Here is a 13343-nt window from a genome sequence, read left to right on the forward strand (position 1 = left end):
GCAGCGGCTGTTCGTCAGGCGGCGTAGAGCGCGTCGATCTCGGCGGCGAAGTCCTTGTTGATGAGGTGACGCTTGACCGACTGCTTGGCGGAGAGGTAGCCGTTGTCCTCGCTGAGCTCGATCGGCATGATTGTGAACTTCTTGACCCCCTCGGCACGTGAGACGGTCTTGTTCATCTGTTCGACGGCCTTGGCCACTTCGGCCCGGATCGCATCGTCTTCGGCAGCTTCGCGTAGATTTATCTGGGGCAGATTGTGGTTCTTCAGCCAGCCCGGCAGCATCTCCGAATCGAGGAAGATCAGCGCCGAGACGAATTTGCGGTTCTCGCCGACGAGCACCGGCTGGCCGATGATCGGGTGGCGCCGCAGCACATCTTCGAGCGGAGCCGGGGCGATGTTCTTGCCGCTGGAGGTCACGATGATCTCCTTCTTGCGGCCGTTGATCGTCAGATACCCGTCGTCGTCGAGTGAGCCGAGGTCACCGGTGCCGAACCAGCCGTCGTGGAACTCCTTGGCCGTGGCCTCGGGGTTGTTCCAGTATTCGCGGAAGACCGGCACGCCCTTGGCCAGGATCTCACCGTCGGGAGCGATGGCCACCGAGACGCCCGGCAGCGGAACGCCGACGGTTCCGATCTTCGACTTCTCCGGAATGTTGACGGTGATCGGTGCCGTGGTCTCAGTGAGTCCGTAGCCTTCGAGGACGATGATGCCCAGTCCGCGGAAGAAGTGGCCGAGGTGAGAGCCGAGTGCGCCGCCGCCGGAGACCGCGTGAGTGACGTTGCCGCCCATAACTGCGCGCAGCTTCGAATAGACGAGCTTGTCGAACAAGGCATGCTGGAGCTTGAGGGCGGTCGGCACCTTGCCGGTGTCGAGCGCCTTCGAGTAGGCGACTGCGACCTGCTCGGCACGGCGGAAGATCTTTTCCTTGCCGCCTGCCTGAGCGGTCGCCAGCGCGGAATTGAACACCTTTTCGAAGACACGGGGCACACCGAGGATGAACGAGGGGCGGAAGCTGCCCATGGCATCGGTGAGCTTCGTCAGATCCGACTGGTGCGCCAGCACAGCACCGTTGCTGATGGCCAGGACCTCGATGAACCGGGCGAAGACGTGGGCCTGCGGCAGGAACAGCAGGCAGCGCATGTTCGTGTCCAGGACGCTGGGGATCTGGTGGCGCGCGGCCTGGGAAGTCTGCACGAAGTTCGCATGGGTGAGTACGCAGCCCTTGGGCTTGCCGGTGGTCCCGGAGGTGTAGATGATCGTGGCAACGGAATCGGCGTCGACCTGCGAGCGGGCGGCTTCGAGCTCATCGTCGCTGATGTCCTTGCCCGCCTCGGTGAGATCGGCGAAAGCGCCGTCGTCCCAGACCCGCAGCGCCGGCTCGTCGCGTCCGGCGGCCTTGGCCGCGGCACGCACCCGATCGGCATGGTCGCGCGAGGAGACGAGCCCACGGGTGACGTCGGCATCGGTGAGCATCCAGCTCAGCTGTGCCTCCGAGGAGGTGTCGTAGAACGGCACGGAGATCCCGCCGGCATACCAGATGGCGTAGTCGCTGAGCGTCCACTCATAGGAGGTGGGGCCGAAGATCGCGATCCGGTCACCGACTCCCACACCCAAGGCGATGAGTCCCTTCGCGGCTGCCTTGACCTCTGCGAGGAATTCGGCTGCGGTCAGTTCGTCCCAACCGTCACCGTCGGGCTTGGCGACCAGAGGGCGAGTGGGGTTCTCAGCGACTGTGCTGAGGAAGATATCGGTGGTCGACGAGGCGGTATCGACCTCGAAACCGACGACGGGTGTTGACGACTGCGGCATGGTCGTTGAGCTCATGAGTCTCCTTCGAGGACGTAAGTTACTGCTCGGTTATCTTACAGTTCGGCCGGGTCTCAGTGAAATCGATCACGTTTGCCGAGATAACCGGCGTCCGCTGACCTGTGAGCAGTCTAACCAAGTCGAATCAGGGGGCGTTCAGAGTACGATGGTCAGAACCCGCTCACGTCTGTTCAGCGAAGGAAGGTAATGACGACGAACCCTGAGGAGACCGGTTTCCGCTATGACGCGGCGCTGGCCGAAAAGATCGAGAAGTCTTGGCAGCGCACGTGGGACGAATCGGGCACGTTCCACACCCCGAACCCCACCGGAGACCTCGGCGAGCTCGACTCCCAGGACGCTTCGTCGCCCTACGGTCCGCCTGCCGACCTCAGCCGACGCGAGTCCCTCTACATCATGGACATGTTCCCGTACCCCTCCGGTGCGGGACTGCACGTCGGCCACCCACTGGGCTACCTCGGCACCGACGTCTACGGCCGCTACCAGCGGATGCGCGGACACAACGTCATGCACGCCCTGTCCTATGACGCCTTCGGGCTGCCCGCCGATCTCTACGCGGTGCAGACCGGTCAGCACCCGCGCATCACCACCGACGCCAATATCGCGAACATGACCGAGCAGCTGCGTCGTCTGGGCCTGGCCCACGATGTGCGTCGTCGCTTCGCCACGACCGACGACGAATTCGTCAAATGGACGCAGTGGATCTTCCTGCAGATCTTCAACTCCTGGTATGACTCCGAGGCGACCACCCCCGATGGTGAAGCCAAGGGCGCGGCTCGTCCGATCGACACACTCATCGAACAGTTCGCCTCCGGTGCGCGACCCACCCCCGACGGTCGCGCCTGGTCGGATCTGAGTCCGGCCGAGCGGGAGAACGTCCTGCAGGGCTTCCGCCTCGCCTACGTCTCCGAATCCCCGGTCAACTGGTGTCCGGGACTCGGCACCGTGCTGGCCAACGAGGAGGTCACCGCCGAAGGCCTGTCCGAACGCGGAAACTACCCGGTCTTCACCCGCCGGCTGCGTCAGTGGAACATGCGGATCACCGCCTACGCCGACCGTCTCATCGACGATCTCGACGTGCTGGACTGGCCGCATGCGATCCACGCGATGCAGGTCAACTGGATCGGCCGGTCGAAGGGCGCCCTGCTGCGCCTGCCCGTCGCCGGTGATGAGACCTGCGACATCGAGGTCTACACCACCCGCCCGGACACTCTGTTCGGCGCCACCTACCTCGTGCTCAGCCCCGAACATCCGCAGGTCGCCGACCTGACCGCAGGCGCTTGGGACGAGTCCACGCCCGAGTCCTGGCGCGGGGGAGAGGCCACCCCCGCCGAGGCGATCGCCGCCTACCAGAGAGCCGCCGCGGCCAAGACCGACGCCGACCGGCAGCAGAGCCGTGAGAAGACAGGCATCTTCACCGGCTCCTATGCGCTCAACCCGGCCACCGGTGCGCAGGTTCCGATCTTCATCGCCGACTACGTGCTCATGGGCTACGGCACCGGAGCGATCATGGCCGTACCCGCCGAAGACGCCCGTGACTGGGACTTCGCGAAGACCTTCGGACTGCCCTATATCCGCACCGTGCAGCCGCCGGCCGACCACGATGAGGACGCTCCGTTCACGGGCACCGGCGTGATGATCAACTCGGCCAATGCCGAGATCGACATCAACGGCCTCGAAATCGACGCGGCGAAGGCCCGGGTCACCGAATGGCTGGCCGGGAAGGGGCTGGCCACCGAGTCCACTCAGTACCGACTGCGCGACTGGCTGTTCTCCCGCCAGCGCTACTGGGGCGAACCGTTCCCCATCGTCTACGACGAGAACGGCACCCCCATCGCCCTGCCCGACGAGATGCTGCCCGTCCAGCTGCCCGAAGTCGACGATTTCGCACCGCGGACCTACGCGCCCGACGATGCCGACAGCCGTCCCGAACCGGCGCTGAGCCGGAACCGGGAATGGACGAGCATCGAACTCGACCTCGGTGACGGTCCGAAGACCTACCAGCGTGAGACGAACACGATGCCCAACTGGGCCGGATCCTCGTGGTACCAGCTGCGTTACGCGGACCCGCACAACGACGACCGCCTCGTCGACCCCGCCAACGAGAAGTACTGGCTGGGACCGCGGGCTTCGAAGCCGCGCGGCGGCGCCGACCTCTACGTCGGCGGGCAGGAGCACGCTGTGCTCCACCTGCTCTATGCCCGCTTCTGGCACAAGATCCTCTTCGACCTCGGGCACATCTCCTCGTCCGAGCCGTTCCACCGCTTAGTCAACCAGGGATACATCCAGGCCTACGCCTACACCGATTCCCGTGGTGTCTACGTTCCCGCCGCCGAGGTGGAGGAGAGGACCGAATCGAACGGTGAGCTGACCTTCTGGTTCGGCGGCGAACAGGTCAACCGGGAGTACGGAAAGATCGGCAAATCGCTGAAGAACTCCGTCATGCCCGACGAGATGTACGACGCCTTCGGTGCCGACACCTTCCGCGTCTATGAGATGTCGATGGGCCCGCTGGAGCAGGACCGTCCCTGGGACACCCGCGCCGTCGTCGGTGCGCAGCGGTTCCTGCAGCGCGTGTGGCGGCTCTTCGTCGACGAGACCACCGGCGAGTCCGTGGTCGCAGACGGCGCAGCCGACGCCGAATCGCTCAAGGTCCTCCACCAGGTCATCGACGGTGTGCGCGAGGACATGGACCATCTGCGGTTCAACACCGCGATCTCCAAGCTCATCGTGCTCACCAATCATGCCACCAAGCAGGGCGGTGCGACCCGGGACGTCCTCGAACCGCTGACGATCATGCTCGCGCCCTTCGCGCCGCACCTGGCCGAGGAGCTGTGGTCACGTCTCGGGCACGAGTCGACGGTTACCTATGCGGCCTTCCCCGAGGCGGACCCGAACCACCTCGTCGCCGAGACCGTGACCTGTGTGGTCCAGGTCAAGGGCAAGGTGCGCGCACGGCTCGAGGTGGCCCCGGACATCACCGCAGAAGCGCTCGAGAAGCTGGCGCTCGAATCGCCGAACGCCGTCAAGGCCCTCGGCGGCGCCGGAGTGCGCAAGGTGATCGTGCGAGCCCCTAAGCTCGTCAACATCGTCCCCGACGCCTGAGACCCGGCCGATACTTCGCCGTAACACAGCATCTGGGAGACTGCATGGGTACGGGCGCCGGACGGCGGCGCCCCTTCTTCGACTACGACTGGTGAGAGCATGACGAACGACAGAGTCCAGGACGAGATCCGACACGCCCTCGGCGTGCGACCGCAGATCGACCCGGCGACGGAGATCGCCCGCCGTGTCGAGTTCCTCGTCGACTATGTGCTCACCACCGGGGTCAGAGGACTCGTGCTCGGCATCAGCGGCGGACAGGACTCCACCCTGGCCGGCAGGCTCTGCCAGCTGGCGGTGGAGGACCTGCGCCGTCGCGGTGCCGAGGCCGAGTTCTGGGCCGTGCGCCTGCCTCACCATGTGCAGACCGATGAGGCCGACGCCCAGGATGCACTGTCGTTCATCGCCGCCGATCATGAGCTGGCGATCGACATCGGCGCCGCCACGGATGCGGCCGCCGAGGAGTACGAGAAGGCCACCGGAACGCCGATCACCGACTTCGGCAAGGGCAACGTCAAGGCCCGGATGCGGATGATCGCCCAGTTCGAGCTGGCGGGGGAGAAGAAGGCCCTCGTCGTCGGCACCGATCACGCCGCCGAGGCGGTCACCGGGTTCTTCACGAAGTTCGGCGACGGCGCGGCCGACGTCATTCCTCTGGCGGGTTTGAACAAACGACAGGGACGGGACCTGCTGCGCCACCTCGGCGCTCCCGAACATCTCATCGTCAAGGCTCCCACCGCGGATCTGCTCGATGACGAACCCGGGCAGACGGACGAATCGTCGTTGGGTCTGACCTATGACCAGATCGATGACTTCCTCGAAGGGAAGGAGATCGAGCCCGCGGCTGCCTCGGCGCTCATCGAGAAGTATCGCCGGTCGGAACACAAGCGACGAACCCCCGTGGCTCCAGTCGATTCCTGGTGGATCCGGCACTGAGCCGAGCAGATGAACACTGACAGCAGGTGGGGCCCTCACAATGTGAGGGCCCCAACAGTTTGCCGAACGTCGGCTGTGGAACGTTGTCAGTCGTTGAACGGCGGACTGCCTGAGACGAGTCCGAGTTCGAGTGCTGTCTGGTTGAACTCCCACCGGGAGGAGACGAAATCGTCGCTGAGGCGTTCGCCGCGGCTCTGAGCCTCGGTGTAACCGCGCCAGCCGTCCTTGCGGGCATCGCCGGGACGGATCTCACGGGTGCCGGCATCATCGGGAGAGACTTGAGTCTCCTCCTTCACCCAGATCGATAGTCCCTCGGCAGCCCGGTAGAGGTTCATGAACGCCGTGTGCGAGCGCGGGTTGTCGAAGCTGGCCTTCTTGAACTCGGCACAGAATGTGGTGAGCGGTTCGAGTTCGTCGACGGCGACGGTCGCGAAGGTCGCATCGAGTCGCAGGGACTGGACGAGGCCCGACGAATCCGGGATGAGCTCGAGGATGCGACGGGCGCGACGCTCATCGGGAAGCAGCTCGACCGTGTCCTCCACCGGGGTCAGTCCGAGAGTGTCCATCCGCCCGCGCTCGACGCTGAGCTGTTGGCGCAGTGCGTCGATCTGCTGTTGGGCACGTCGCCATTCGCCGTGGAACATCAGCAGCGCGGCGATCACGCCGAGGCACAGCACGAGTCCGATGACCCATGCTGCAGAGTGCAGCCCGGGGATGGCGAAGGCGATGATGCCGAGCACGGTGAGCACCGCAAACGTCACAGCCGCCGGTGAGTTGGTGAGGAAATCAAGGAAACGCTTCACAATTCCCAGCCTACTGTTTCAACCTCCACATATCGTGCAACCGGGTGGCATATAGTGTGGTCGAAAACGCATGCCAATACCCAGGAGAGCTCGGTTTGAAAATTTCAGTCATCGGTTGCGGATATCTGGGCGCGGTCCATGCGGCAGCGATGGCGTCTCTGGGCCATGAGGTCACGGGAGTCGATGTCGACACGGAGAAGGTCGAGGCCCTGACCTCCGGCCGTCCGCCCTTCTACGAACCGGGACTGAGTGAACTCCTCGTGAAGGCTCAGGAGCGCGGAAAACTCGAATTCACCACCGATATCTCCCGCGCCGCCGAGGCGGCCGTGCACTTCGTATGTGTGGGCACTCCGCAGAAGCCCGGTGAGTTCGCCGCCGATGTCACCTATGTCGATGCGGCCGTGGAATCCCTGCACCCGCACCTGACTGCGACGTCGGTGGTTGTGGGAAAGTCGACCGTTCCCGTGGGCACCGCCGAGCGTCTGGCCGGAATCATCGCCGGCACCGGAGCGGCGATGATGTGGAATCCGGAGTTCCTGCGTGAAGGGCATGCCGTCGAGGACACCCTCCACCCGAATCGTCTCGTGTACGGAGTCGCCGACGGTGAGCCGGGGCAGGCCGCGACCGCGACTCTCGACGAGGTCTACGCCTCGATCCTCGCCGAAGACACGCCCCGAATGATCACTGACTTCGCGACCGCCGAGCTGGTCAAGACCGCGGCGAACTCGTTCCTGGCCACCAAGATCTCATTCATCAACGCCATGGCCGAACTCTGCGAAGCATCGGGAGCCGATGTCACCCAGCTCGCCGACGCGATCGGCATGGATGACCGGATCGGCCGCAAATTCCTCAACGCCGGGCTCGGCTTCGGCGGCGGATGTCTGCCCAAGGACATCCGCGCCTTCATGGCCAGGGCCGGAGAGCTCGGCGCCGATCAGGCGGTGGCGTTCCTCAAGGAGATCGATTCGATCAATATGCGCCGTCGTGTGCGGATGGTCGACATCGCCCGTGACGCCCTGGGCGGGTCGTTCATCGGCAAGAAGATCACCATCCTCGGTGCCGCGTTCAAACCGGACAGCGATGACGTCCGCGACTCGCCGGCCCTGGCCGTGGCCAGGCTCATCGCCACCCAGGGCGGGCTGGTCACCGTCACCGATCCGCAGGCGATCGGCAATGCGCAGAAGTCGTTCCCCGAACTCGATTACGTCGCCGACGCCGAGGATGCTCTCAAGGGTGCCGAAGCGGTTCTGCTGCTGACCGAATGGCGCGAATACCGCGACCTCGACCCGGCGGCGACCGCTGAACTCGTCAGCGCGAAGGTGCTCGTCGACGGCCGCAATGTGCTCACTCCCGAACTGTGGCGGGCAGCGGGCTGGACCTACCGGGCGCTGGGCCGCCCATGAGGATCGGGCTGGTCACCGACTCCACGGCGCAGCTGTCCGCTGACGAGCGCGAGGAGCTGAGCGAGGCCACCGGCGGCCTCTTCGCCGTGGTGCCGTTGACCGTGCTCATCGGCGGAGTCGCCTTCGCCGACGGTGAGGTCGATGCCGGGCATCTGTGTGCGACGATGACCGACGGCACCGAGGTCACCACGTCCATGGCCACCCCGGCTCAGTTCTCCGACGCCTATGCGCGGCTGCGTAAGGACGGGGCCGAGGCCATCATCGTCGTGACGATGTCCGCGGAACTGTCGGGCACCCGCGATTCCGCGGTCACCGCCGCCGCAGCTGAGGACATCCTCATCGACGTCGTCGACTCGAGGACCACCTCGGCGGGCTTGGCCGGGGCGCTGTCCGTGGCTGTGGCCGGGATCCGGCAGGGACTCGACGTCGAATCGATCGCCGGAACCATCGCCGACTGGTGCGCGGCCGAGACCCACTCCGTGTTCGCCCCCGGCAGCCTCGAACATCTGCGCCGAGGCGGCCGGATCGGTGCCGCATCATCGCTGCTGGGCAGGGCCCTGCAGATCGTTCCCGTGCTCGGCCTCAACGCCGGAGTCGTCGTTCCGCTCGCCCGGGTGCGCACTCGCTCCAAAGCCCTGGAGAAGATCGTCACTCTCGCCGTTCAGGCCGCCTCCGAGGTGGCTGACCCCGAGGACACCGTGCAGGTCGAGGTGCAGAACGCCGAAGGGGAGATGGACGCAGCCGATGCCGAACTGCTGAGCTCACGGCTGCGTGAGCTCGGATTCGCGCCCTCGTTCAGGACGCTGTCGACGATCATCACCGCCCATGTCGGGCCCGGCACGGTCGGCGTGACCGTGCAGACGCAGCCCTGACTCACACACCCCGGTCTGGGGACGCTCGTGTGACTTGACCACCTCAGCCCTGTGGACGCCGAACCCGTGTCCACAGGCCGGGGCGCTGTCATGGCCGTCGTGTGCCAGCAGCGCCTATCGTCGGGTCATGGCTGTGTCTCCGGATGATCGTTTCGCGGGCCTCCTGGGTGCCAGTGCCGAGCGCGGTGGTTGGGTGCCGGGCGACATCTATACCGCCGACACCGCCGGTGACGAGGAACCCGTCGAGCCGCGACGGGTGCGGCTGCCCGTTGTGGTGGCCCTGGGCATCGCCACGGTCGGCATCCTCGTCCTCGCCTTCTTCCTCTTCCGGCCCGCTCCACAGCATTCGCCTGTGGGCAGCGGTGGCGACCCCGGCGACGGTGCAGAAGCCGGTCAGTCGCCTGCTGTGACCGGCGAGGGCGGTGAAACAGGAGAAGCCGGTGAGGGATCGGCGGGATCAGCCGTAGGACGGGAAGGAGCCGCCTCGGCGAAGTCGGCGAATGCGAACGGCGAGGTGATCGTCCATATCACCGGGGCGGTGAACGATCCCTCCGTGGTCACCCTGAAGGCGGGCGCCCGGGTTCAGGACGCCGTCGAAGCCGCCGGAGGACTGAGCCCCGGAGCCGACGGCGAAGCGGTGAATCTGGCGCGCGTGCTCGCCGACGGTGAGCAGATCCACATCCCGACAGAAGGCGAAGAACCGGCAGCCGGAGTCGATGGTGCGGGGGCGGACGGCGTCGGCGCGGGAGGAGGCAGCGGTTCACCGGGAACCGCGGATTCTTCCGCAGCCGCGAACAGTGGAGCACCCGGGACCGGGAAAGTCGATCTCAACACCGCCGATGCCACGACTCTCGAGACGCTGCCCGGAGTCGGGCCGGTGACCGCACAGGCGATCATCAGCCACCGCAGCCAGCAGCCGTTCGCGAGCGTCGAGGATCTGCTGCTCGTCAAAGGCATCGGGCCGAAGACCTTCGAGAGCCTCAAAGACCTTGTCACCGTCGGCTGAATCGGACCGTCCCGGTTCGCGGTCTCGAGCGCCAGGGTCTGGGACGCGGGCGTGGGAGCGCAGGCGCGCCGGACTGGCACGGATGTCCGGGGCAGTGGTCGCCTCGATGCGGGAGCACGCGGCGCTGTGGCCGGGCTCCGTCCGTCTCCTCTGCTGTGCCGCGGGCCTGTGGGCCAGCGCACTCCTGGCACCGGGACCATGGGCGCTGTTCGGTATTCCCGTGCTCGGGTTCGTCGGGGGCGTTGTCCTGAGACGGCACCATCACCTCGGTGTCGGGATCCTCGTCTTCACCTGTCTGCTGACCATCCAGATCACCGCCCTGGCCGCCGCACACGGCCCCGATGAAGAGGCCGAGACCACGGGGCTCGTCGTCGGCCACAGCGAACCCGGAGCGTCCGGATGGACGCGACTGACGCTGGTCACACCCACCGGGTTCACCCACGTGCTCAGCCCCGAAGCCGCCGCGGACGGAGCGAGAGTGCGGATGCGCACGGCCCGCCTCGACGACATCCGCGCCACCGATGCAGACCCACACGTGCTGGCAGAACCGAACACACTGTGGCAGTGGCGAGAGACGCTTCGCACCGAACTGCGCGAGGATTCGGTGGCCGCCGGCAACGACGGCGGACGGCTGCTGCCCGGGCTCGTCGTCGGCGACACCTCACCGCAGGACGACCGGATGGTCGACGATATGCGAGTCGTCTCCCTCACCCACGTCTCGGCCGTATCCGGCAGCAACGTCACGATCGTCAGCCTCGGTGCCGGACTGCTCGCCGGAGCCTGCCGAGCCGGACCGCGGCTGCGAGTGAGCATCGGGGTGCTCACCTGCCTCGCCTATGTCTTCATCGTCGGCTTCGAACCCAGCGCCATCCGCGCCGCCGGAATGGCGATCGCGGCGGCACTCGTGTTCCTGCGCGGCGGCGGGATCTCCCCGGTCGCGGTCATGTGCTCGACAGCGAGCCTGCTTCTGGCCTTCGTCCCCGTGCTGGCCACCTCGGTGGGGTTCGTCCTGTCCGTGGTCTCCACGGCCGCGATCATGTTCGTCGTCCCGGTCCTGCTGCGCCGCCTCGCCGTGCACCTGCCTCTGCTGCCCACTGTGCTCGTGACCGCACTCATCGTGCCCTTCGTCGCCCAACTCGCGTGCACCCCGGTGCTCGTGGCGATCGATCCGCGCATCGGACTCTGGTCGGTCGCCGCCAACGCCCTGGCCGCACCCGCGGTCATGCCGGCGACAGTGGCAGGATTCCTCAGCCTCGTGGCCACCGGCATCGCGACGACGGGACTGCCCGGAGGCGACTTCGCCCCGGCCCTGTTGGCCTGGATCGGATCGTTTCCGGCCTGGTGGATCGTCCTCATCGCCCGAATCTGCGCCGCCCTGCCCGGTGCGGGCCTCGACTGGCCGGTGCCGCCGGTCGGAACGCTGCTGGCACTCGGGCTGCTCGGCCTGGCCGTGGTCGGAACCGGGATGCTCGTGCGTCGCAGGCTCTGGGGCCTGCCCGTGCTCGTTCTGTGCTGTGTGCTCACCGCCGCAGTCATCGTCACGGTGAGGGCGAAGCCGCCGGCCGAGGACTGGCTGGTGCTCGTCTGCGATGTCGGTCAGGGGTCGGCGGCGGTGATCAACCTCGGTGGCGGTCGCGGTCTCGTCGTCGACACGGGGCGCGAGCCGAAACCCATCGACACGTGCCTCGACGCAACCGGGATCGAGGAATTCGACCTGTTCATCTCCCACTTCGATGCCGACCACTTCGCCGGATACGCCGGCACGACGTGGGGGCGGACGATCGACCGGCTGTTCGTCTCCGCGAATGTGGTGACCTCGCCGGAAGCACGGCGCGTGATCGCTGACACCGGTGCGCAGGCGGTCCCCACCCACCGCGGTCAGACGCTCACCTTCGACACGGCGAGACTCGACGTGCTGTGGCCGCCGCTGCGGTCGGTTCCCGCAGCCGAGGACGAGGAACTGCGCAACGAGGACTCCCTGGTGGTGCGGGTCGAGCAGGAGGGACTGAGCACGCTGCTGCCCGGCGACGTCGGAGCCGAGGAGCAGTATGTGCTCGCCCAACAGGTGCAGCCGGTCGATGTGCTCGTCGCACCCCACCACGGCTCCTCCGATCTGGCTCCCGAATTCTTCGCTGCCGCGGCGCCGGGCCTCGGCGTCATCTCGGTGGGGGAGAACAGCTTCGGACATCCGAGCGAGAAGTCGCTGCGGTCCTTCGGCCCCGTGCCCGTGCTGCGCACCGATCACTGCGGTTCGGTTGCGCTCTACGCACAGAGTGTATTCAGCACCGGACGCGGCTGTGCCGAGGGAAAGGGGTGAGATCGTGGATGTCAGTGCGCCGTATCGGCATGTCGGACGGCCGCGATAAGCTGGGGTCCATGGCAGTGAAGAAGACCCTGATCCCCTGGAGTTCGGCGAAACCCGCCCCTGTCGTCATGATTTCCGGGGGCGAATCGGTGCTCGTGCGCATGGCCAAGGATCGCATCGTGTCGGCCGCGCGGAAGCAGGATCCCGAAGAGATCGAGTTCGATGCTGCCGGGTACCAGGCCGGTGAGCTGGCGATGGCGGCTTCACCGTCTCTGTTCTCCGCCTCGAAGCTCATCGTCGTCGATGCCGTCGAGAAGTGTTCGGAAGACTTCCTCAAGGACGCGCTCGACTATCTGGATGCCCCGAACGATGACGCCGTGGTGGTGCTGCTGCACGCCGGCGGCAATCGGGGAGCGAAGCTCATCAAGAAGCTCGACTCCGCCGGGTTCCCGCGCATCGATGCGGCGGTGCTGAAGAACGAAAGCGATCGGGCGAAGTTCGCTCAGACCCGGTTCAAGACCGCGAAGCGACGCATCGACGAAGCGGGAATGGCCGCGCTCATGTCGGCGCTGGGCTCCGATCTGGCCGAACTCAATGCCGGGGTCGACCAGCTCATCGAAGACACCGAAGGCACGATCACCGCCGAGGTCGTCGATCAGTACTACGGTGGACGAGTCGAGGCCACCGGCTTCAAGGTCGCCGATGCGGCAGTGGCCGGAGATGCGAAGAACGCGCTGAGTCTGCTCAGGCATGCGCTGTCGACCGGGTCCGATCCGGTCCCGCTCGTGGCGGCAGTGGCGATGAAGCTGCGCGGCATGGCGAAGGTGCAGGGATTCGCCGGCACCAGCGGGGAGCTGGCCTCGGAGCTGAAGATGGCGCCATGGCAGGTCGACCGTGCCCGCCGGGAGGTGAGGCGGTGGAACGAGGTGGCGCTCGGCCAGTCGCTCATTGCCGCGGCCGAAGCCGACGCGGCCGTCAAGGGCGGAGGGCGCGACCCCGTCTACGCTGTCGAATGGTTCGTCTCAGAAGTTGCCCGCCTCGCCCGCCTCCGCTAATTGCTACCTGACGGCGGCCCAGCAACCTCGCGCGAGGT

General features: G+C 66.5%; 9 protein-coding genes. 7 read left to right on the forward strand and 2 right to left on the reverse strand.

Annotated features, from left to right (window positions below; translation table 11 throughout):
- Positions 1–14: 14 nt before the first annotated feature.
- The gene (locus AD89_RS0116295) at positions 15–1823 is read right to left on the reverse strand and encodes an AMP-dependent synthetase/ligase (protein ID WP_155807498.1); all 1809 of its coding nucleotides are present in this window, start codon (positions 1821–1823) and stop codon (positions 15–17) included.
- A 189-nt stretch (positions 1824–2012) separates the two neighbouring features.
- On the opposite strand from AD89_RS0116295, the gene leuS reads away from it, so the two are divergent.
- Together leuS and nadE are read left to right on the forward strand one after the other, a co-directional pair.
- Complete coding sequence (leuS, locus tag AD89_RS0116300; RefSeq protein WP_025780584.1) at positions 2013–4928, forward strand: leucine--tRNA ligase; 2916 nt, start codon at positions 2013–2015, stop codon at positions 4926–4928.
- A gap of 99 nt (positions 4929–5027) precedes the next feature.
- The gene (gene nadE / locus AD89_RS0116305; protein WP_025780585.1) at positions 5028–5861 is read left to right on the forward strand and encodes an ammonia-dependent NAD(+) synthetase; all 834 of its coding nucleotides are present in this window, start codon (positions 5028–5030) and stop codon (positions 5859–5861) included.
- Between the two features lie 86 nt (positions 5862–5947).
- Here nadE and AD89_RS0116310 read toward each other — a convergent pair whose 3' ends face one another.
- Entirely contained in the window at positions 5948–6664 is a 717-nt protein-coding gene (locus tag AD89_RS0116310; protein WP_025780586.1) for a hypothetical protein, read from the reverse strand.
- Positions 6665–6759: 95 nt separating this feature from the next.
- On the opposite strand from AD89_RS0116310, the gene AD89_RS0116315 reads away from it, so the two are divergent.
- The 5 genes from AD89_RS0116315 (at position 6760) to holA (ending at position 13305) form a co-directional block, all read left to right on the forward strand.
- Positions 6760–8067 (forward strand): UDP-glucose dehydrogenase family protein, encoded by a 1308-nt coding sequence (locus AD89_RS0116315; protein ID WP_025780587.1) that lies wholly within the window; start codon positions 6760–6762, stop codon positions 8065–8067.
- Entirely contained in the window at positions 8064–8939 is an 876-nt protein-coding gene (locus tag AD89_RS0116320) for a DegV family protein (protein WP_025780589.1), read from the forward strand. Before AD89_RS0116315 ends, AD89_RS0116320 begins: the two co-directional genes overlap by 4 nt.
- A gap of 127 nt (positions 8940–9066) precedes the next feature.
- A complete protein-coding gene (locus tag AD89_RS0116325; RefSeq protein ID WP_025780590.1) occupies positions 9067–9945 on the forward strand; it encodes a ComEA family DNA-binding protein in 879 nt (292 codons plus the stop codon).
- Positions 9946–10027: 82 nt separating this feature from the next.
- The gene (locus AD89_RS0116330; RefSeq protein WP_025780591.1) at positions 10028–12262 is read left to right on the forward strand and encodes a ComEC/Rec2 family competence protein; all 2235 of its coding nucleotides are present in this window, start codon (positions 10028–10030) and stop codon (positions 12260–12262) included.
- Positions 12263–12321: 59 nt separating this feature from the next.
- Positions 12322–13305, forward strand: a complete 984-nt coding sequence (gene holA, locus AD89_RS0116335; RefSeq protein WP_025780592.1) for a DNA polymerase III subunit delta — start codon at positions 12322–12324, stop codon at positions 13303–13305.
- The last annotated feature ends 38 nt before the right edge of the window (positions 13306–13343 follow it).

The sequence above is a fragment of the Brevibacterium sp. VCM10 genome (assembly GCF_000583215.1).
GTDB classification, from domain to species: Bacteria; Actinomycetota; Actinomycetes; order Actinomycetales; family Brevibacteriaceae; genus Brevibacterium; species Brevibacterium linens.

What these genes read in the sequence shown, in the direction of transcription:
- holA (WP_025780592.1), top strand. Translation starts at nt 12,322, where the DNA reads ATGGCAGTGAAGAAGACCCTGATCCCCTGGAGTTCGGCGAAACCCGCC.
- AD89_RS0116295 (WP_155807498.1), bottom strand. Translation starts at nt 1,823, where the DNA reads ATGAGCTCAACGACCATGCCGCAGTCGTCAACACCCGTCGTCGGTTTC.
- AD89_RS0116330 (WP_025780591.1), top strand. Translation starts at nt 10,028, where the DNA reads ATGTCCGGGGCAGTGGTCGCCTCGATGCGGGAGCACGCGGCGCTGTGG.
- leuS (WP_025780584.1), top strand. Translation starts at nt 2,013, where the DNA reads ATGACGACGAACCCTGAGGAGACCGGTTTCCGCTATGACGCGGCGCTG.
- AD89_RS0116320 (WP_025780589.1), top strand. Translation starts at nt 8,064, where the DNA reads ATGAGGATCGGGCTGGTCACCGACTCCACGGCGCAGCTGTCCGCTGAC.
- nadE (WP_025780585.1), top strand. Translation starts at nt 5,028, where the DNA reads ATGACGAACGACAGAGTCCAGGACGAGATCCGACACGCCCTCGGCGTG.
- AD89_RS0116325 (WP_025780590.1), top strand. Translation starts at nt 9,067, where the DNA reads ATGGCTGTGTCTCCGGATGATCGTTTCGCGGGCCTCCTGGGTGCCAGT.